Origin of the sequence: Pectobacterium carotovorum (assembly GCF_900129615.1) — a bacterium.
Lineage (GTDB): Bacteria > Pseudomonadota > Gammaproteobacteria > Enterobacterales > Enterobacteriaceae > Pectobacterium > Pectobacterium carotovorum.
The window spans coordinates 93,366-114,478 of record NZ_FQWI01000001.1 but is presented as its reverse complement, the minus strand read 5'-3'; the positions used below and the strand labels follow the sequence as shown (position 1 = coordinate 114,478).

Below are 21,113 nucleotides of genomic sequence, written 5' to 3'. Positions count from 1 at the left end.
GGAAGACACCAAACTTTCAGGAATAGTTCCGTAAAGAATTATTTATGGCAGTGGCAGGTGTCTAAATAACACCAATGAGGGTAATAATGATGAAACGCAACATTCTTGCAGTAGTAATCCCAGCTCTGTTAGTCGCAGGCACAGCCAACGCAGCAGAAATCTATAATAAAGACGCTAACAAGCTGGATCTGAATGGTCGTGTACACGCGGGTTATACTTTCAATAACCAAGACACAGACAACGAAGATAACACCTATGCACGTCTGGGCTTTAAAGGCCAAACTCAGATCACCAGCGATCTGACGGGTTACGGTACTTTTGAATACCAATTCGATGCCAAGAAAGCAGAAGATAGCAATGGCAGCGCAGGCAAAACCCGTAAAGCGTTTGCTGGTCTGAAATTTGGTGATTTCGGTTCTTTCGACTACGGTCGTAACGTAGGTGTAGCTTATAACGGTATGGCTTATACCGACGTGCTGCCAGAAAACGGCGGCGACAGCAGCATCACCGATACGCTGACTGGCCGTATCGGTAACGCCGCAACTTATAACACCTCTAACTTCTTTGGTCTGGTTGACGGCTTAGGTTTCGGTCTGCAATACGTTGCTAAAGACGATACTTCTTCTACCGTTAACGCAACCACTGGCAAGAACATTGAACGCAATCACGGCGATGCGTGGGCGACGTCTCTGTCTTATGATACTGATTTCGGCGTAGGCGCGGTTGCTTCTTACGGCTCTTATGAGCGTACCGCTGCTCAACGCACATCAAGTGCTGGTGGTGAGCGCGCAGACGTATGGTCAACTGGCCTGAAATACGATGCAAATAACATCTACGTTGCAGCCACTTACGGCGAAGCTCGTAATTTCTATGCACCAATCGATGGCATTATTGCTGATGAGAGCAAGATCTTCGAAGTGGTTGCACAGTACAACTTTGATTTCGGTCTGACTCCGACAATTGCTTACGTTTCTCGTAAAGACAAAATCAGCAATGTTGTAAACGACTATGGCGTTAAGTATGCAAGCATTGGTGCAACCTATGCATTCAACAAAAACTTCTCTACTTACGCTGAATACGACATCAGCCTGTTGGACAAAAACAACAATTATGGTATCGAAAACAACGATGTTGTAAATGTCGGTGTTGTTTACCAGTTCTAAGTTGTTGCAGCATAACGTAACGAGTTAATCGTTCGTATTGCATGAAAAGACAGAGCCTCGGCTCTGTCTTTTTTATTGTGGGCCGGATAGCATTCTACCTTTACGCGCGTTTTTTGGTTTCTGCTTTACGCCACGCTGCGCCAATTATTCTCGTCTAACCAGTCTTTTATTTCGTCTCTCTCCTTCTCCCTGTTATTTCCCTTTCTTTTTGACATCAACGGTTGGCAAAGCCTTTTACTGACGGTACTCTGAGAATTCTTATTTCATCTCAGTTATGGAACATTCTGGCAATGTTTGAAAATATCTCTGCCGCACCGGCCGATCCTATTCTCGGGCTGACCGATCTTTTCCGCGCCGATGACCGCGCGAATAAAATCAATCTGGGTATTGGTGTCTATAAAGATGAAACCGGTAAAACCCCGGTTCTGACCAGCGTAAAAAAAGCAGAACACTATCTGCTGGAAAATGAAACCACCAAAAACTATCTGGGCATTGACGGTCTGCCAGCATTCGGTCAGTGCACGCAGGAGCTGTTGTTTGGCAAGCAGAATGCCATCATTGCCGACAAACGTGCCCGTACGGCGCAAACCCCAGGCGGAACTGGTGCGTTGCGCGTAGCCGCTGATTTCATTGCAAACCAGACGTCTGCGAAACGCATTTGGATCAGCAACCCAACCTGGCCAAATCACAATAACGTCTTCTCTGCTGTCGGTTTGGAAGTGTGCCAGTATGACTACTACGATGCAGCGAACCATGCGCTGGATTTTGATGGCCTGCTGAACAGCCTGAACGCCGCACAAGCAGGCGACGTGGTACTGTTCCACGGCTGTTGCCACAACCCAACCGGTATCGATCCTACCGCTGAGCAGTGGGCTACGCTGGCTGAACTGTCGGTAGCGAAAGGCTGGTTGCCGCTGTTTGACTTCGCCTATCAGGGCTTTGCCCGCGGGCTAGAAGAAGATGCGGAAGGCCTGCGTCTCTTCGCTGCAAAACACGATGAACTGATCGTATGCAGCTCGTACTCTAAAAACTTCGGTTTGTACAATGAGCGCGTCGGTGCCTGTACGCTGGTTGCCGCCGATGCCGCAACAGCAGACAAAGCATTCAGTCAGGTGAAAGCCGCTATTCGCGCAAACTACTCTAACCCACCGTCACACGGCGCGACCGTTGTTGCTACCATTCTGGGCAACGATGCGCTTAAAACCATGTGGGAGCAGGAATTGACGGCGATGCGTGAGCGCATTCAGCGTATGCGTCAGCTGTTCGTGAATACCCTGCAGGAAAAAGGCGCGCAGCAGGATTTCTCCTTCATCATCAATCAGAATGGAATGTTCTCATTCAGCGGCTTGACCAAAGAGCAGGTTCTGCGTCTGCGTGACGAATTCGGCGTTTACGCGGTGAATTCTGGCCGTATCAACGTTGCAGGAATGACGCCAGAAAACATGGCGCCACTTTGCGAAGCGATTGTTGCCGTACTCTGATCGTTCTGCGATCAAAAAAGCCGACACCCTGTGTCGGCTTTTTCATTTCTGTCCTTTACTGATAAATTTCTGCCCTTACTGATAAAAAGTACAGAAACTACCAAATCGCAGCATCTTCACGCAGGAAAGGATTAGTTTTACGTTCATGTCCTAAGTTTGACATCGGACCGTGCCCCGGAATAAAGGTCACGTCATCACCCAACGGCAGCAGCTTATTCTTGATGGACGCAATCAACGCCTGATGATCGCCCTGTGGGAAATCGGTACGCCCTACGCCACCGTTGAAAATAACATCGCCGACCTGTGCCAAGCGCGATTCTGCGTCAAAGAAAACAATGTGGCCCGGTGTATGGCCTGGACAGTGGAAAACCGCCAGCGTCGTCTCGCCCACGCTAACCTCATCACCTTCCTGTAACCAACGCGATGGCGTCAGCGGCGCGCATTCTTCCAGACCAAACATGCGGCTCTGTGCCGGTAGCCCTTCCAGCCAGAAAGCATCTTCAATCTGCGGGCCAATAATTGCTACCTGATAGTGTTCGGCCAACTCTGCAGCCGCACCCACATGATCCAAATGACCGTGCGTTAACAGAATCTGTTTAACCGAAATGCCTGCATCCGCAACGGCACGTTTGATTTTTTCTGCATCGCCACCGGGATCGACAATCGCCGCTTCATTCGTTTTTTCGCACCATAACAACGTGCAGTTCTGGCTAAATGCCGTCACCGGGACTATTTGATATTTCATATCACTCCATGTTGAATAAACTGAGCGGCTCGCTCTGCATTCGCGAACCGTATCAGAAAAAATTTAACGCTGCTGTAGCGAATTACCAGGTGCGAACCGGGCCGGTATCGATGTGAACGAAATCACTGCGTGGGTAGTAGCCAACGCCGCCAGCACGCATTTTCATCGCCGCTTTACGAATGTTAGCGAGTTGAACGCCCTCAATATGGAAATCCATCGCCTGCCCTTTCGTATGGTAGCTCTGCTTTGCCACACCTCTGCTATGCGCGCGTAATTCATTATTCGTATCTATCGCGCGATAACCAGAAATCAGCTGTACGGGCTTGTTAGTGCCCAACATCACCTGTAAGCGATAAAGCTGATCGAAAAGTTGAGGGTCAATCGTTTTGACTTTATTGGCGCGATAGTCGCGGAAAAAGTGATTCAGGCGGGAAAGTTCTGATTTGTTATACCGTTTGCCATCAAAGAATTCCGTTTTCAGCCGCTCTCCGGTATTCAGATTGTTCAGCGTCAAAATTCGTGGTCGGGGTGTCGATAACGTCGCAAATGCCTGACCGGGAAGCAGTGCGATACCCAACGCGGCACCACCCAGTGCAAGCCACTTACGGCGATGATTGTCAATGTGATCCATAGAACAAGTACCCTGGCTAAAGAACGGTATAAAAGGAGGCACAAAACGTGCCGCCTTGAACCTTAACTGCCAGAGAAAAGTGAGTCAACCCGCTTTGCTAAGGGGTTTGCGGAAGATCGCATCGATCCTCCGCAAAACAATAAAATACCAATGCCGCTAATGCTCGTATTTTCAATACTTACTGAAGCAACAGCCCTGCTTTGGACAGCACTTTCGTCCCGGCACGCGCGGTGTCATCATAATTGTAAATATCTGTTCGGAACTGCGGCCTGCCATCCTCAGCCACCCACGCAGTCAGGTAATAGAGGTTGACCGGAATCCGGTGTTTCATCGACACAAAGGTGGTATTTCCCTGGTCCAGCGTGGAAGAAATACGACTATTATTCCATCCCGCATCTTGCAATAGCATGCTAGCCAGTTCCGACGCCTTATTAACCCGCACGCAGCCGGAACTCAGTGCCCGGATATCGCGCTGGAACAGATTGTGATTAGGCGTGTCGTGCAGATAAATCGCTTCCGAATTCGGCATATTGAACTTATAGCGTCCCAGCGAGTTATTCGCACCTGGGGCCTGACGCAGGCGATAGGGGAAGCGTTCCGCTGACACCATCTGCCAATCGATCATTGAAGGATCGATCGCTTCAGCATCCTGACTCCAGCCGGACAACACCGTGTAGCCATGACGCTGTAGATAACCAGGGTCACGCACCACTTTAGGAATGATGTCCTGCCGAGTCAGCGTCGTCGGGACATTCCACGGCGGATTGACCACGACGTTATACAGCGAGCTGCTCATCAACGGTGTCTTACGCTTGGGCTGCCCCACAATGACGCGCGACGATAAACGCTCAGCGCCATCCTGATAATAGATCAGTGAATAATTGGGGATGTTCACCATGATACCGGTGTGAACATTGTCCGGTAACAGGCGCAGACGTTGGATATTCAGCGCCAGCAGCGTTGCGCGCATTTGCGGGGAGACATTGAGCCAATCGCGCGTACGTTTACCAATAACGCCATCATCCTCCAGCCCTTGCCAATGCTGGAAGCGTTTAACCGCGTCAACCAGTTCGCCAGTATAACGATCGTCGCTAGTCCCGCTGCCATCGACCAGCGGAACCTGTCCTGTCGATACTGTCGTCACGGCGGTATTTTCGTTAAATAGCGTAATGCTCTCCGTTGAAGTCAGCATGCCAGTACGTTGCAGAATTTCACGCAGTACCGCCAGTTCCCGACTCTGCTGTTCTGGTCGCAGAGATTCCGCCAGATTCAGGCTCGGCCACGGGCGATTGTCCGTCAGCATCGTCTTCAGCGCTTCATGCATTTTGGCGTACTGCGAATGCTGTGGTGCCAGCGAAACGACATAAGCCGCGCTAGTGCCGGATTTCACGGCCTGTTGCCATTGCGCAACGATATTGAGCGCTGGCGATTGCAGACGGTAAGGCACGCTGCTGTACAGCCAGTCGTTACCGCTGCGTTCTACACCCGAGACGAACTGCAAATAGCCCAGCATCGCATCCGATAGCACGACGTCACGCGCAAATCCGGTCAACTGCGGATCGGTCAGCCAGGTCACCCACGTGGTGAACTGCGGCTGTACACCAGCGATCGCCAATTCGGCCAGCTGTTGTTGAAACTGCTGAACCGCGCGATTATCTGCCCACATAGGTTGCATCTGATGCTGGGCATAAAGCGATGATAAATCAGAGAGATAATGTAACGTCATACCGTGCGGCAGCGCTGCCAGAAGCCCTGCACGGCTATTTTCTACAGACACCACACCCGAGCTTTGTGATAAGCCGGATACCACCGTCGGAGATGCTGCCAGCACCGAAAACGAAGGAGACAGGCTTCCGACCCAAATACAACCCACGCGTAACAGCAGCCTGACCATTTTTCGTTTATGTAACAACAACATCCATTTATCCCCTGTACTCATTAATCACTATGCTTTCACAACAATCCACGTTGGATATGGAATAACAACCGAATTCGCTCGTATACGGTCACACTGGCGTAAGCACATTCTTTAGGCTTTCTTGTGTAGAAAACGAGAAAGAATGAAATATGATCATTTTTATATAGCGCCCGTTATTACGGTACACCACCTTGCAACATAAAACCGTAAATCCTTCTACGGCCTGCAATCGTTTTATCGTCAGTATATAAAGAGAAAAATATTTTTGCTTCTTCTTCTGGTTATTATCTTACGCGTTTGATGAAGCTATTCGCTGTCAGCATTCTCTTTACGCAACGCTTTACGAAAAAAATAAAGCCGCTTAAAAAAGCGGCTTTATCATTATAGAAGAAAATATCGGCAAGGTTTACAACGGTAAAATTTACCACTCTCCACTACGAGGCTTGCTCTTGCGTCTCTGGCGCTTCCGTTCCAAAACCACGCAGCCCGACCACATGGACGTGCTCGTTGTTCTGGTAGACTTTACGCACCAGCTTATAGGTGGTTCCCTTCTCGGGGCTGATATTTTCCGGTGCCGCGATGACCAACTGCATTTCCAGACGATCGCAGAGCTCGAACAGCGTCGCAATCGATTTGGCATCCAGACGCGCCGCCTCATCGAGGAAGAGCAGACGACACGGAATAATATCTTTGCCACGCAGGCGCTTGGACTCTTCTTCCCAGCTCTGCACCACCATGACCAGAATCGACATCCCGGTACCAATGGCTTCCCCAGTAGACAGTGCCCCACTTTCCGCTCGTAACCAGCCATCCGCGCCACGATTAACCTCAACTTCCATTTCAAGGTAGTTTCGGTAATCCAGCAGCTCTTCACCGATGGTTTGCGGCGTGCGCTGCCCCATGTCAATTTCAGGATTCAGGCGCTGATACAATTTCGCCAACGCTTCCGAGAAGGTCAGTCGGTTGCTGTTAAACAGATCCTGATGCATTTCCTGCTGCTCAGACAACACATTGAGCAACGTGGTATGCGTTTCGCGCACGTTGACGTTGAGGCGCACACTTTTCACCTGACCAAACGCGACCGCTTGCAGCCCCTGATTCAGCATCCGAATACGGTTCTGCTCACGCTGGATCGTTTTACGAATGATGTTTGCCACGCTGCGAGAGCTGATGGCCAGCATCTGCTCACGCGCCGTCAGCTCTTCAGTCAGACGATTAAGCTCGATCTCCATCTGCTCAATGGCTTCTACCGGATCATCGGTGCGGATAATATCCTGACGGATACGCTCGCGCAGATGCTGGTAAACGGCGATATAGAACTGAATCTTGCGCTCGGGCCGCTTCGGATCTTCGGAAAGCCGCAGTACATCGCGCAGGTGTTCGTTATCCGCAACCGCCAGACGCAGCGCACCCAACGCCTTATCCGACATGGAACGCAGTTCATCGCCTTCCATGTACGCCAGTTCACGGCGGTGCAGACGGCGCTCGACGCCGTTGTCTTTCACCAAACGCATGACCGCACACCAGCCCGCTTTCGCCGTAACAACCTGCTCACGCATCTGGTGATAATCACGCTCCAGCTTGCGCAATTTCTTCTGCAAACTGTCCATTTCCGCTTCACAGAACGTAATCTGTTTTTCCAACTGATTCCGGCGTGAGCGGTTGGTACTTAATGCGGCATGCAGCTCATCACGACGCTGACGAGCGCGCGCTTCGGCATCCGCGTCAGCACGTACGCCTATATCCTGAAGCTCTTGCGTCAGTTCCTTCAGCATGTCCTGCTTGGCATCGTAAGAGCTTTTCAGCGAGGCCTGAACCTGACTGTACTGCGTCAGTTGAGCCTGATGCTGGCGTAGCTGTTCACGCGCTTTTGTCCGTTCTGCCTCAGCCTGTTCCAAACGATGGCGCAGTTTGTCATTCAGACCGGCATTCTCACCCAGCATGCCAGCAGAATCGGCGTAGCTAAAGTGCGCGCGACGTTGCACAACCTCAGTCAGTGCAAACGCCTGCTGTTTTGCCTGCCGCTGTGCGTTCTGCGCCTGAGTATAATCCTCCTGCAACTGTTCATGCTGCTGCGGGTCGCTTTGCAGGACAGAAACCAACGGTTCCAGCTTAGCCAGCGTTGCACCGTGCTGCTGAATGAAACGGGCGGATTCTTCCGTTTCATCCAGTTCCGCACGAATCTCTTCCACGCGATCCTGTAATGTCTCATCGCAAAGCAGGCTAATGCGCGGAATCAGTTTATTCAGCTGTGCGCTGGCTTCTTTCGCCTGCTCGTACTGCTGACGCTGCTGCTGGTTTTCGCCATCAAAGCTGGCCATCGCACGATCAAGTTCGCCACGACGAGAACTGAGCGTACGAATTTCCGCTTCGGGATCTTCATCAAAAACGACGGCCAGATGCGTACCGATAAAGCGGCTAAAAGACTGGTGCAGGCGCTGCGTTTTTTGCACGTCAAACGACATCGTCGCGTACTGTTCCGCCAGTGCTTCGCGCTCATCACGCAGGCTTTCCAGACGCATTTCCCGCGCGGCGCGGCCAAACAGCGGCACTTCCGGGAAACGCGAATAACGCCACTGGCGCTCCGCAACTTTCACCACCACGGCGCGTTCCAGTTCTTCAACGGCGAACACGCTGTCATCAAACGACTGCGGGTCACCCTCAATCAGATAAAGATCTTCTGGGCAATCTTCCAGACCGGCAAGCTGATCGCGCACCAGCGAGAGATCGGACACCACGATTGCATGGCGGGAGGGACCATAAAGCGCCGAGAAGTACGGCGCATCATCCAACGTCACGTCATCATAAATCTCAGACAGCAGCACGCCGCCAAAGCGTTCCGCCAGCGCGTTCAGGCGCGGGTCTTCCGAACCACCGGGCTGACTCAGCCGCTCAATCTGCGCTTCGATCTGCCGCTTGCGGGCGGAGATGTCATCACGTTCAACGGTGGTTTCACGCTCACGCTCCAGCAACTGCTGCATGAATTCCGTCACCTGGCGGCTATCTTCAAACGTTTCGCCGCTCTGCTCACTCAGTTGCGTCAGCATTTCCTGTGCGGCCAGCCAAACTGGCGCGCGCGTCGTCAGCTTCTGAATACGCTGCTGGGTTTGCTCCAATTCCTGACGCAGCGCCATGCGACGCTCGCCCGCTTCCGCCACCAGCGATGACAGCGTTTCTATGCGGGCATCGAGTTCTTGCTGGAGTGATTCCAGCTCTTCCGGTTGATAATCTTGACCGTTGCGTTTGCTGAAATCCAGCAATAACCGCTCGGCATCCTGCTGCTCACGCAGGCGCTGTTCTAGCTCAGACAGGCGCATCCGCAGCGGTTGTACTCGCTCCGCCTGATAGCGCTGTGAAGAGCTGTCACGCAGTAAATCGCGCGCAACCTGCCAGGCCTCGTTGCGATTCACCGCACCCGCAATCTTAGTCACCAGCTGATAGGCTTGTTCGAACTGACCGTGCGCCGCATCGGCCACGCTCAGTTTCTGCTCCAACATCAGCAGAATCTCTGTCGCTTCCTGCTCTTTCGCCTGATAGCTGTCCAGCCACTCATCCGCGTTGTCTGCCGTTAAATCCGGCAACTGGCACAGCGTGCGGGCGCGCTCCAGCGCTTGTTGCGCCTGCTGATACTGAATGGCGCGCGTTTGCTGTACGTCCAACGCCTGCTGATAATCGGCAAGCTGACTTTTCAGTTCATCCACTTCCAACTCGGCAGCATCAGCGCGTTCTTCGTTTTCCGCCTGCTGCTCCCGAGCCTCTTCCACCACCTCATTCTGTTCTTCGAGGCGATAGCTCAATTCTTCCAGATCGGCGTTATAGCGCTCGATTTTTTCCTGCTGGCGCATGGCGGTCTGCACCAGATTCAGGTGATCGCTGGCCGCCTGATAATCTGTTTCCAGATCGCCTTCGGCACCGCTCTGCTCCGCCAGTTCCCGCGCCATTTCTACATGACGATATTGTTCCGTCGACAGTTGCTTACGGCTGGAGAACAGGTCACGACGCAGTTCCAACGCCCCATCCAGATGAATACGGCGTTCATTGGCGTGTCGCATGTAGTCAGCAGCAACATAAGAGGTCGCTTCAGAGATCAGGTGTTTGAACAGATCGCGATCGGACTGGGTGACGCGGATCGCTTCCAGCGTCATGCGGTTTTCACGCAGCGCGGCTTCCATATCCTGAAACGCTTTACGCACGCCGCTGTTTTCCGGCAGCAGGTAGTCACGCAGCGAGCGAGTAATCGCACTGGAGATACCGCCGTACAGCGACGCTTCGATCAGACGATAGAACTTGCTGCGATCGGATGCAGAACGCAGGCGACGCGGCACCACGCCCAAATCAAACATCAGCGAGTGATAGTCAGTGATGGAGTTAAACTGCTTGAACTGAACGCCTTCCATCTCCTCGACGCGATCTTTCAACTCCTGCAATGAGAGTACACGCGCCTGACGATCGCCGACCACCTGCGTCAGAATTTGCGTCGGCTGTATCGCCGTCGGTAACCCCTGAATGGTGAAAGGCTTGATATCAACTTTACGGTCGCGCCCTGCAACCTGCTGGAGGCGAACCCCAACCAGCACGCGCTGATGACGCGAGTTAACGACATCCAGCGTGGAGTAGCAGACACCCGCGCGCAATTTACCGTGCAGACCTTTATCGCGTGAACCGCTGGTGGCCCCCGCTTCTGTGGTGTTCCTGAAGTGCAACAGCGTCAGGTCAGGGATCAGTGCCGTAATAAAGGCGGCCATCGTGGTGGATTTCCCGGCACCGTTACCACCGGATAGCGTGGTAACCAGTTCATCCAGATCGAAGGTGCGGGCGAAAAAGCCGTTCCAGTTGACCAGCGTTAGTGAGCGAAATTTACCGCGTTCAATCATTCCTGTTCATCCTCAACACTTATTCATCCTCGCCCGTTTCTGGCGCGGTATCATCGGTGCGATCATTGTCGTCGCTGTCATCTTTCAGCGACAACGTACCTTCAACAGGCATCGCTTCACCATCGCGAATCATGCGTAGCTGTGCTTCGCGGGCATCATCACCGCTGCGCACATCAGCCCCGAAGCGGAACACCGATTCAGTAATTCTGAATTTGCTGCTGTCATTGCCCATAAAGTAGATCATACCTAACCGACGTAAGCGGTTAAGTGAGGTTCTGACTTTTTCCTGCAACTTTTGGCGATCCAAATCGGAACCGGTCGAACGCTGGTTAACCAACTTCAGCAGTTTGCTTTCATCCGCCAAACTCAGCAGCTCTTCATACAGCTCCTGCTGGCTGAAAATGCCTTCGTGCGCCAAACGCTCCGGGCTCAGATAGAGATAGCAGAGAATTTTCCCTACCATCATATCCAGCTCAGACAGCACCGAGCGAGGGATCAGCGTGGTGGAGCGCGGACGCAGATAGAAAAATCCTTCTGGCGCGCGGATCAGCTCCACGTTGTAACGGCTGTAGAACTCTTCCAGCACCTCCTGGAAATCCATCAAAAATACGTGGTTTTCCAGTTCTTCAATGCCAACATGGCGCCCGGCGCGCAATTGGCTGTCCAGCGCAGGAAAGAGATTATTCGACAGCGCGGTTGCCAGCTTCACTGGCATAAATTGTTCAATATTTGTCGATGACATGGGCCTGCACCTTGGCTCCGTAATCATTGATCGCCTGCCACAATGCAGGCAATCCGGTGAAATCTGTTTCGGCTACGCCCAGACGTACTGCCTGGTCGACCACGATTCGGGCAACATCAAAATGCCGCGAGCGAGGATGCTGCGCGAGGTATTCACGCATCACTTCACTCAAATCCAGCGGAATTTGTTGCGCTTTATATTTATGCAGCGCCTGCTCGACCAGCGCGATCAGCTGCTCGCGCATTTCACTAAACTCTTCGTATTCCAGCTCCGGCGGCAGTTCACCGGTGACTTCTTCACTACGCAGCGTCAGTTCTTCGTCACGCATATCCAGCAGACGATCGGCGTTGGCGAACGTCAGCGCCCAAGGGCTATCGAAATAGCTCTGCACCGACTGACGCAACCGCTGGGCAAAGACGCGGTTTTTATCCATATCAATCGCGGTACGGATAAACTTATGTACGTGGCGGTCATAACCAATCCACAAATCTATCGTCTGCTGCCCCCAGCTCACAATGCGATCGAGTTTGTTTTGTAGGTCAAACACCAGTTTGTCGACAAACTCCAGATTATGCGGGTTATTCATAATCGCATCCTGAATGCTCAACAGGCTCGTCTGCAATTTGTCGCCTGCGGCTTCCAGCGTATCCTGCAGCTCACGCAACGTCGATGACGTTTCTGTCAGCAGTTGTTCACAGCTACTGATCGCTGCTCGCCAGTCCTGATTTAACAGCGCGGCGATGTCGTCTTTAACGCCCTGTTGTTGCTCATCCATCACGCGCTGTGACAGATCGATGCTGTCAAAAATTTCTGCAACGGAGTATTTCAGCGGCGCAAATACGTTGCGGTGCCAGTGAAACTCATCACCGTCTTCCTCCGCCGCATCAGCTGCGCGACTGAGCTCTTGCGCCACGATAGATAGCTGCATGGAAAGGCGCAGCGTCGAGAACTCACGCTGTCGAATGTAATAGTCGGTAATGCCAATCCCCAGCGGAGTCAGACGATAAATCGCATTACCTTCGGCCTGCTCGCTGGTAAAGCGGTTAAGCAACCGCTGACGCACCAGATCGTTAATCGCGTTATTGGCGCGGACGGTAATGGTTTCGTTCGTCTGATCAAATCCCTGACTCACATGACGGAAGGCATCAATCAGCTCGCCTTCACTCATTTCACCATCCATGCGCTCGCCGTTGAGCGTAGCGATCGCCATCAAAAACGCCAGGCGTTCGGTGGGGAGAGAAATGGAGAAATCGTTTTTTCGTGCCCAGGCGACCAGTTCGGGTACAGTCTGGGAAAAATCACTCATAATGCATCCTTCAAATGGGGTTTATGCGCCATGACATGGATATAACGGCCCAAACTCACAAAAGGCTCTTGCCGACAATACCGCTGTTCAATCTCCAGAATGTCGTCAAATTTCTCAACTTGCTGCTGTTTATTTTTCAAGTAGTCATGAAACACGCGCACGCCGGTTTTCCCGCTAATGGTCAGCCCCATCTCATCAAGCCAGCCGTATACTTCTTGCGGGTTCAACGGGTGATCCGGCGAGAGCGAGCGCCGTTTACCCTTAGGCATTCCGGCCTGCACATAATCAAAGTTGCCCACCACCATGTTACGCATCAACAGCCCATGATGGTTATAGAACATCAGGGACAATGCCCCTCCCGGCGACAGGCAATCGTACAATATTTTCAGTACCTGCTGCGGTTGCGCGACCCACTCCAGCACCGCATGGAACAATATCAGATCGGCGGGGCCGTCCATATATTGCGCGACATCCTGTGCGGCACACTGCACAAAACGCATATTATGGGTAACGCCCTGTTCCGCTGCCGCATTTTTGGCGCGCTGAATCATCTCACCGGAAACATCACACAACAAGACCTGATGTCCTAAAGCTGCCAGACGGCAGGCCATCTGCCCTTCACCGCCTCCCGCATCAAGGATACGCAAAGGCCGGGCAGGAAGCTGTGTCAAAAGATGGCTAAGATCCTGCCACAATACCGCCAGCCGAAGTCTCCCCTTCGTCGTGCCATAGATATTCTGAGCAAATTTTTCGGCGATATCGTTAAAATTGCGATCCTGCATCAGTCATTGTTCCGCATCATATAAACGGGGATCTCGTGCAGGACATGTCTGCGCGATGCGATTTTTTTCCAGCCTGCCATTTTGGCACAGGCTGGCTTAGAATAAATGGCCTTACCGCATGATATCTTCCCAAATGCGGGTTTTTCACTCAAAAGGAATGCAATTTTATGCTTTTCACACTCAAAAAGTTCGTCGGTGGGCTTATGCAGCCCCTGCCATTGCTATTGCTTCTGATGGGTGTTGGCCTGTTGCTGCTCTGGTTTACCCAGCGGCAGCGCACGGGGAAAACGATAATATTAGCCAGTTGGCTGATGCTCATTCTGCTCAGCCTGCAGCCTGTTGCCGATCGACTGTTGTTACCACTGGAATCACACTACCCAACCTGGCGACAAACGCCACAGGCGAGCAAAGCTGAGTATATTGTCGTGCTAGGCGGGGGATATACCTATAACGCGGAATGGGCACCCAGTTCTAATCTCATTAGCAACAGCCTCCCACGCGTCACGGAAGGCGTTCGCCTTTATCATGCCAATCCCGGCGCAAAATTGATTTTTACCGGTGGAGCCGCGCAGGGGAACCCTGTCAGCAGCGCGAAAACCGCGGCGCTGGTCGCCGAAAGCTTGGGCATTCCCCAGCAAGACATCGTCATTCTGGATACGCCAAGGGATACGGAAGAGGAAGCGGCAGCAACCGCTAAGATTGTTGGCGAACGCCCTTTCTTGCTGGTGACCTCAGCCAACCATTTACCTCGCGCCATGCGATTCTTCCAGGCTCAGGGGTTAGCGCCGATTCCCGCGCCAGCCAATCAGATGGCGATCACCTCCGCGCTCAACCCGTGGGAAAAAGTATTCCCTTCCGCTTACTATTTATCGCACAGCGAGCGAGCCTGGTACGAAACGCTCGGTCGCCTCTGGCAGGCACTGAAGGGAACCACAGCAGCACCGCATGATGCGGAACAACCGCAGGATCACTCCAGCCAAGGGGACAACTCACGGGAAGCCACATCAAATAGCTGACGGTCCAGCTGTCCCGTGTGGATATAGCGGGATACCGCTTCCCAAATGACATATAGCCAGCGCCGGTAGACAAAGGATTCAGATACCGGTGCCTTTTTTAGATAGTGATAAAGTAACTGCTCCGGCATGCCGGATTCACAAAGGCGGAAGAGTTCGTACTCTCTGGGTGCCCACAGCATCATTCCCGGATTGATCATGGCCAATAGCTGATCGCTACGTGCGTCCTTCAACATACTGCGCAGCGAAAGGTTACCGTGTACCAGCACACAACCATCTTCGAAATCCTCAAACAGCATCTCTAAACACTGGCGCGAACGATAAAGCACGCTCCGGTCCTGCTGCGTAAGCTGCGGCGCATTGACATTGAGCAACGTGGACCACAGGACTTCCAGACGCTGCTGATACCAACTGAACCAATCATTGTCCTGCGTGCTGTCCACCGAACCGACGCAGCCATGGCTATCAATTCGGTGCCAGGCCAATACATTTTCAACGATTTGGTCCATCAGCAAGGTCCAGCGCTGGCCGCTTCGTGGTGGCGCTTCCACCGACACACCGCGCAAACGCTCAATCAGCAGCAGTTCCCGATAAGGCTGCTGTTGCGTCAGCACCAGCCCGTAAACGGTTGGCAGACGCACGTCGCCCTCACGCGCCAGCATCGAGAGTTTGTAAGCTTCCTGCTGTGCCACGCCCTGACAAACATAACTTTTAGCCAACAAAGGAATGGCGTTGCCTTCTTTATCATACAAGGCATACAGATCCGCATACGGCTGTTCGCTTATGCGCTCAAGTCGGCTGAGGCTTTCCCCTAACACCGTACTGAGTTCCGATTTCAACTGTTCCATAAACGGCGATACCTCAGTTGAGCCAAATAGCTCCACTCACCATGATGCGGCGAGCAGAATACAAATACTTCAACGCAGATCAAATAAAAGGGGATCTCATGACGGCAGGGAGCACACCCTGCCGGGGTTGCTGCAGCGATATTCCCTGCCCGTCAGCAGGGAATATCGTGAGTGACAGGCTAGCGTGTTAACACCCGACGATTATTCGCGTTCAAAGGCACCCAGGTCTGGGGCTGATCCTTTATAAGGCAGTTTGACATCGCCACCCTTGTTGATCAGCGCGCTACCTGAAGCAAGACGCAGACTCTTCAGCACTGGTAAACTACCGTCGGCCTGACGCGGTGCATCCCATCCGGTCACGGACACGCTCTCGAAGTCAGAATCTGATACTGCAATTTTCAGATCCCACGAGTTATAGCGCATGTTCGCTCCGTCGGAGAACGACAGGTCCTTACCGCCGTGAGAAACGTTGTTGCGCAGCGTACCCAGGCCAATCGCTTTTCCGTTTGCATCGATGCCGCGGATATTAAAGTTCGGGTTATTTTTATAGCCCGTGTTGTTGAAGAAATCGTTCGCTACCGGATGGTGGTTGGCATAAAATCCGGCCGCTTTATTTAAAAACGCAACCGAATTACGCACGGTATGTTTCACCGCATTCGCCACATAAACGCCACCGTAGCCACCGATTTTAAAACCGTTGCCGTTACCCGCAGCCAGTGATTGTGTCGTCCCTGGTAAATAACCGTGTGACCAGGCCCAGGAATTTTCAATCAGTACCGGAGAATAGGCATTAATTAAATCAAAGCCATCATCCGAGTTTGACCACGCCCGGCAACCGCGGAAAATATTACCCGGTTGGTTAGCAGGGATATGCGCACCAAAACCATCACCACTTTGGCCAGCACCATTAGAGGTCAGAGGATCGTAATTATGGTGAGAATCACTATTCAATACCAGGTTATTCCCCCCACGCTGAATAAACAGCCCTGTCCCCATAATATGGTGGATATTCAACTGTTCGAATATATTATTGCTGCCCCTTATCCACACGCCCCAGGATTCATGGTTAAGGTTATTACGCTGTGGGACACCGGTTATTTCCAGCCCTTTTACGGAAACCCAATCTGCAACGACGTTGAACCCTTTGACCCGGCAATCATCCTGCATCTGGCTGAAATCAAAAACCGGCACTTCCCCGCTAGAGGCCCAATATTCAATGCGCTTACCTTCAGTACCGCTCTTACTCAGCGTGATCGCATTCACCACATCGGTGCGCGTCGTACAGACGTTCAGCCCTTTGGTAAACACGTATTTACCGCCACGGATCCACAGGCGGTCACCAGGGTTTAATGTTTTCTGTGCGCGGTCGATTGTTTTCCAGGGGGAGTTTTTACTGCCGTTGTTCGCATCGTTGCCGTTGGGTGCCATGTAATAAACCGCCGCGCTACTGCCCGCTGCTGCCCCCATTAACATACCGCCGAGAAAAATTTTTGCGATATAATGTTTAGCATTCATATCATTACCGTCCTTAGTTGAAATAACAAAAACGCCATGCGAAAACATGGCGAATTGATAGTAGCATTTAACGATGAAAATAAAAGTTCCACTCGCGACGAATCAATTCAGGATAGGAATAAGCCACCCGCATAAATAAAGCGATGCCGCGTAATTTAAGAATTTTTAAGAATGCTTATCTAAATAAGTGCTAAATAACTTAAAAGATAATATGTCGTATAAAGAAAAAACGTCATGGAGAAAATCTATTCCGGCAAGAATAGATTCCCCCATGACGTATTCATCGCCGCATCGCGTGATAGATATTACTGACTCGCCATGACATGCCGCACTCGGGCCAGATCTTCTGGGGTATCCACGCCGACGCTAGGAACGGCTTTGGCGACCGCAACGTGAATCTTCTCGCCGTACCACAGCACACGTAGCTGCTCCAGTAGTTCGATTTGCTCCAGTTGGCTCGGTGCCCAACTCACATAACGACGCACAAAGCCCGCGCGGTAAGCATAGATGCCAATATGACGCAGGAAGTGATCGCCAATGGTTTCCTTAGACTGAGCAAAACGTTCTCTGTCCCAGGGAATCGTCGCACGGGAAAAATACAGCGCGTATCCCTCAGCGTCGGTAACCACTTTTACCGCATTCGGGTTGAATGCTTCTTCGCTGGTTTCAATCGGCACCGCCAGCGTTGCCATTCCTGCTTTACTGGCAGCGAGGTTTTCCGCCACCTGACGAATGATCACGGAAGGAATGAGCGGTTCGTCGCCCTGAACGTTAACGATGATGTCGTCATCGGTAAAACCGTAACGCTCGATGACTTCAGCCAGACGCTCTGTGCCAGAATTATGATCGGCGCGGGTCAGGCATACTTCGCCACCGGCTTGCTGCACGGCAGCCTCGACGTCGGGGTGATCGGTGGCCACAATAACGCGCTGCGCCCCCGATTCCAGCGCCCGCTCCATCACATGGACGACCATCGGTTTGCCGTTGATGTCCGCCAGCGGTTTACCTGGCAGTCGGCTTGACGCAAAACGCGCAGGAATGATCACAGTAAAGGTCATTGTGTTATCTCATCAGCCCCGAGTTTACGCGCCTCGTTTTCCAGCAGCACAGGAATACCATCACGAACTGGATAGGCCAAACCATCGACCTTGCATATCAGTTCCAGTTTCTCTTTATTAAAGTACAGCCGACCATTACAAACAGGACAGGCAACAATCTCAAGTAAACGGTGATCCATGCTTCCTCCATCTTTGGCCGATCGATGACCGGCATGTTCTTTCTCGCTATGACAGCGATCTAATAAGGTGATATCCACAAGGGATACCTGAAACCGTGATAGCAGACTAATTTATGCTCTGCTGCCCGCATTTCGATTAAGCATATTTTCTAGTTTGTCGAGCAATTGCGTGCCGTAGGGCTCAGCTAACACGGCATCGACAGGCAGATACCACCAGTTATCCTGAGCAAACGCCTTACATTTTACGGCATCTTTTTCCGTCATCAGCAGTGGCTGCGTCGCATCCTGAGTCAGCGAGTCGAGCTGTTCTGGCTGGTACGATTGATGGTCAGCAAAGGCGACTTCACGTGCAATGCGAACACCAGCATCACGCAGCGTAGCAAAAAAACGCGGAGGATGTCCGATGCCCGCCATCGCAATGACATCATGCAACTGGCTCAGCGGGCGCGATTCACCGGAAAGCAAGTTAACCGCCATACCCGCCGTGAGTGTCATGCCTATCTCATTCTTTCGTGGCGTGCCGCCATTAACAATAACCGCATCCACTGATGCCAGACGGCTTTCTCTTTCCCGCATTGGGCCTGCGGGCAGCCACCATCCGTTGCCAAAACGCCGCACCCCGTCAATCACCACCAGCTCGATATCTCTTTCCAACGCATAGTGCTGTAATCCATCGTCGGTGATCACCACATCTAGCGTGTGCTGTGCTAATAACGCACTCACGGCATCCCGCCGACGGGGAGCGACCGCAACAGGTGCCCCAGTACGCTGGAAAATCAGCACCGGCTCATCACCTGCCTGCGCCGTCGTTACCGACTCATCCAGCAGCAGCGGATAACGTTCAGCCTTCCCACCGTAACCGCGTGACACCACGCCGACACGATAGCCTCTGCGTTGCAGCTGTTCGACGAGCCAAATGACTACCGGTGTTTTCCCATTGCCGCCAGCCGTCAGATTCCCCACGACCACAACGGGAACAGGCGATCGCCAGCTTTTCCGCCACCCCAACCGATAGCTCTGACGAATCAGAAACGTGATGAGTCCGTATAGCCACGAAAGCGGCAGCAGCAGCCAATAGAGCGGCGACCGCCCGGACCAGATGCGCTCAATCATTCGCCAAACTGCATTTTATGCAACTGAGCATAGGCACCGTTCGCCGCCAGCAACGCCGCATGGTTACCACGCTCGATGATTCTGCCGTCTTCAACTACCAGAATTTCATCTGCCTTTTCAATCGTGGAAAGGCGATGTGCAATCACCAGCGCGGTACGATCTTTTTGCAGCTCGTCTAATGCAGACTGAATCGCACGTTCAGATTCCGTGTCCAGCGCCGACGTGGCTTCATCCAATATCAGGATCGGGCTATCACGCAACAGCGCACGGGCAATTGCGATACGCTGCCGTTGTCCGCCGGAAAGCATTACGCCGTTTTCACCAATGACCGTATCCAGACCGTGTTCCATCTTATTAATGAAATCCATCGCATACGCCATTGTCGCCGCACGCTCAATTTCCTCACGGCTATAGTGCTCATTGCGGGCATAGGCGATGTTGTTCGCTACCGTATCGTTGAACAAATGTACGTTTTGAGAAACCAACGCGACCTGATTACGTAAGGAAGGCAGGCGATACTCGCGTAAATCATGGCCATCGAGCAGAATCTCGCCTGATTGAATATCGTAAAAACGGGTGATTAAACTGGCAATGGTCGATTTACCCGAACCAGAGCGGCCAACCAACGCCACCGTTTTACCCACAGGAATATGCAGATTGATATTCTTGAGCGCCAGATTTTCTCTTCCCGGATAAGCGAAATTTACCTGGCGGAATTCGAGTTCACCTTTCGCACGTTCGATTTCCAGTTTGCCAGTATCACGTTCCTGTTCCATGTCCAGAATCGCAAACAGCGTCTGGCATGCAGCCATCCCGCGTTGGAACTGCGCGTTCACGTTGGTCAGTGATTTTAGCGGGCGCATCAGCGCAATCATGGAAGAGAACACCACCGTGATCGTACCGGCCGTTAGCGTTTCCATCACGCTGGGGAAGCTGGCGGCATATAGCACAAACGCCAGTGCCAGCGAAGCAATCAACTGAATGATGGGATCGGAAATCGACGAAGCGGACACCATCTTCATGCCCTGCTGACGCATCCGATTACTGACCTGATCAAAACGTTTAGTTTCAACTCCTTGGCCGCCAAACATCAGCACTTCTTTGTGGCCTTTAAGCATCTGCTCCGTGCTGGTGGTAACGTGCCCCATCGTATCCTGCATGTTTTTACTGATACTTCGGAATCGCTTGGACACCATGCGCATGGCAATTGACACGATCGGCGCAATAACAATCAGGATGATGGAAAGCTGCCAGCTGTAGTAGAACATCAGAATGAACAGGCCGATAATCGATGCCCCTTCCCTGACAACCGTAATCAGCGCGCCGGATGAAGAGGCCGCAACCTGTTCCGAATCATAGGTAATGCGGGATAACAGCGTCCCGGTTGACTGCTGATCGAAGAACGACACCGGCATCCCCATAATATGGGAGAACAAACGACGACGCATATTCATCACTACTTTGCCTGAAACCCAGGCAACACAGTAGCTGGAGACAAACCCAGAGAGCCCTCTTACTAGCATCAACCCAATGACAACCAGCGGCATCCAGAGCAATACGGAACGCTCAGCTTTACCGAACCCTTCATCCAGCAAGGGTTTCAACAGCGAGAGCATCAATGTATCGCCAGCTGCGTTAATGATGAGTGCGATGGCAGCAGCAGCAAGCCCTGCTTTAAAAGGAGAGATCATCGGCCATAGGCGGCGAAAGGTCTGCCAGGTGGAGAGATCTTTATCATTCAGCAT

General features: G+C 52.3%; 16 protein-coding genes. 3 read left to right on the top strand and 13 right to left on the bottom strand.

The annotated features are described in order from the left end of the window. Positions 1-86 precede the first annotated feature (86 nt). Entirely contained in the window at positions 87-1,163 is a 1,077-nt protein-coding gene (locus tag BUB06_RS00475) for a porin (RefSeq protein ID WP_039472756.1), read from the top strand. A 290-nt stretch (positions 1,164-1,453) separates the two neighbouring features. Beyond that, on the top strand, positions 1,454-2,644 hold the full coding sequence (locus tag BUB06_RS00470; RefSeq protein ID WP_039472753.1) for an amino acid aminotransferase: 1,191 nt from the start codon (positions 1,454-1,456) through the stop codon (positions 2,642-2,644). Between the two features lie 97 nt (positions 2,645-2,741). On the opposite strand, the gene BUB06_RS00465 is transcribed toward BUB06_RS00470, so the two are convergent. The 7 genes from BUB06_RS00465 to cmoM form a co-directional block, all read right to left on the bottom strand. Next, on the bottom strand, positions 2,742-3,389 hold the full coding sequence (locus BUB06_RS00465; RefSeq protein ID WP_010307825.1) for an MBL fold metallo-hydrolase: 648 nt from the start codon (positions 3,387-3,389) through the stop codon (positions 2,742-2,744). Between the two features lie 82 nt (positions 3,390-3,471). Beyond that, entirely contained in the window at positions 3,472-4,020 is a 549-nt protein-coding gene (locus BUB06_RS00460; RefSeq protein ID WP_010277035.1) for a peptidoglycan L,D-endopeptidase MepK, read from the bottom strand. 178 nt (positions 4,021-4,198) lie between these two features. Next, positions 4,199-5,938 carry a L,D-transpeptidase gene (gene ldtD / locus BUB06_RS00455; RefSeq protein ID WP_039472750.1) on the bottom strand — a complete coding sequence of 580 codons (1,740 nt, stop codon included), beginning with the start codon at positions 5,936-5,938 and terminating at the stop codon, positions 4,199-4,201. 434 nt (positions 5,939-6,372) lie between these two features. Then, positions 6,373-10,812 carry a chromosome partition protein MukB gene (gene mukB, locus BUB06_RS00450; RefSeq protein WP_039472747.1) on the bottom strand — a complete coding sequence of 1,480 codons (4,440 nt, stop codon included), beginning with the start codon at positions 10,810-10,812 and terminating at the stop codon, positions 6,373-6,375. Positions 10,813-10,831: 19 nt separating this feature from the next. Then, positions 10,832-11,554, bottom strand: coding sequence for a chromosome partition protein MukE (gene mukE / locus BUB06_RS00445; protein ID WP_010309617.1), 723 nt, complete (start codon positions 11,552-11,554; stop codon positions 10,832-10,834). After that, positions 11,535-12,860, bottom strand: a complete 1,326-nt coding sequence (gene mukF, locus BUB06_RS00440; protein ID WP_010309619.1) for a chromosome partition protein MukF — start codon at positions 12,858-12,860, stop codon at positions 11,535-11,537. The genes mukE and mukF overlap by 20 nt, the downstream gene beginning before the upstream one ends. Continuing rightward, a complete protein-coding gene (gene cmoM / locus BUB06_RS00435) occupies positions 12,857-13,642 on the bottom strand; it encodes a tRNA uridine 5-oxyacetic acid(34) methyltransferase CmoM (protein WP_010309622.1) in 786 nt (261 codons plus the stop codon). Before cmoM ends, mukF begins: the two co-directional genes overlap by 4 nt. Before the next feature lie 167 nt (positions 13,643-13,809). On the opposite strand from cmoM, the gene elyC reads away from it, so the two are divergent. Further along, entirely contained in the window at positions 13,810-14,658 is an 849-nt protein-coding gene (gene elyC / locus BUB06_RS00430; protein WP_039472744.1) for an envelope biogenesis factor ElyC, read from the top strand. On the opposite strand, the gene BUB06_RS00425 is transcribed toward elyC, so the two are convergent. The 6 genes from BUB06_RS00425 to msbA form a co-directional block, all read right to left on the bottom strand. Continuing rightward, positions 14,610-15,503: a YcbJ family phosphotransferase gene (locus BUB06_RS00425; protein WP_039472742.1), complete on the bottom strand. Its 894-nt coding sequence runs from the start codon at positions 15,501-15,503 to the stop codon at positions 14,610-14,612. The two genes, elyC and BUB06_RS00425, sit on opposite strands and share 49 nt — an antisense overlap. A 201-nt stretch (positions 15,504-15,704) precedes the next feature. After that, positions 15,705-17,018 (bottom strand): pectate lyase PelN, encoded by a 1,314-nt coding sequence (pelN, locus tag BUB06_RS00420; RefSeq protein ID WP_039472738.1) that lies wholly within the window; start codon positions 17,016-17,018, stop codon positions 15,705-15,707. Between the two features lie 305 nt (positions 17,019-17,323). Then, complete coding sequence (gene kdsB, locus BUB06_RS00415; RefSeq protein WP_039286895.1) at positions 17,324-18,076, bottom strand: 3-deoxy-manno-octulosonate cytidylyltransferase; 753 nt, start codon at positions 18,074-18,076, stop codon at positions 17,324-17,326. Next, positions 18,073-18,255: a Trm112 family protein gene (locus tag BUB06_RS00410; protein WP_005967647.1), complete on the bottom strand. Its 183-nt coding sequence runs from the start codon at positions 18,253-18,255 to the stop codon at positions 18,073-18,075. The genes kdsB and BUB06_RS00410 overlap by 4 nt, the downstream gene beginning before the upstream one ends. 111 nt (positions 18,256-18,366) lie before the next feature. After that, the gene (lpxK, locus tag BUB06_RS00405; protein ID WP_039472736.1) at positions 18,367-19,368 is read right to left on the bottom strand and encodes a tetraacyldisaccharide 4'-kinase; all 1,002 of its coding nucleotides are present in this window, start codon (positions 19,366-19,368) and stop codon (positions 18,367-18,369) included. After that, positions 19,365-21,113, bottom strand: coding sequence for a lipid A ABC transporter ATP-binding protein/permease MsbA (gene msbA / locus BUB06_RS00400; RefSeq protein WP_039473337.1), 1,749 nt, complete (start codon positions 21,111-21,113; stop codon positions 19,365-19,367). The genes lpxK and msbA overlap by 4 nt, the downstream gene beginning before the upstream one ends.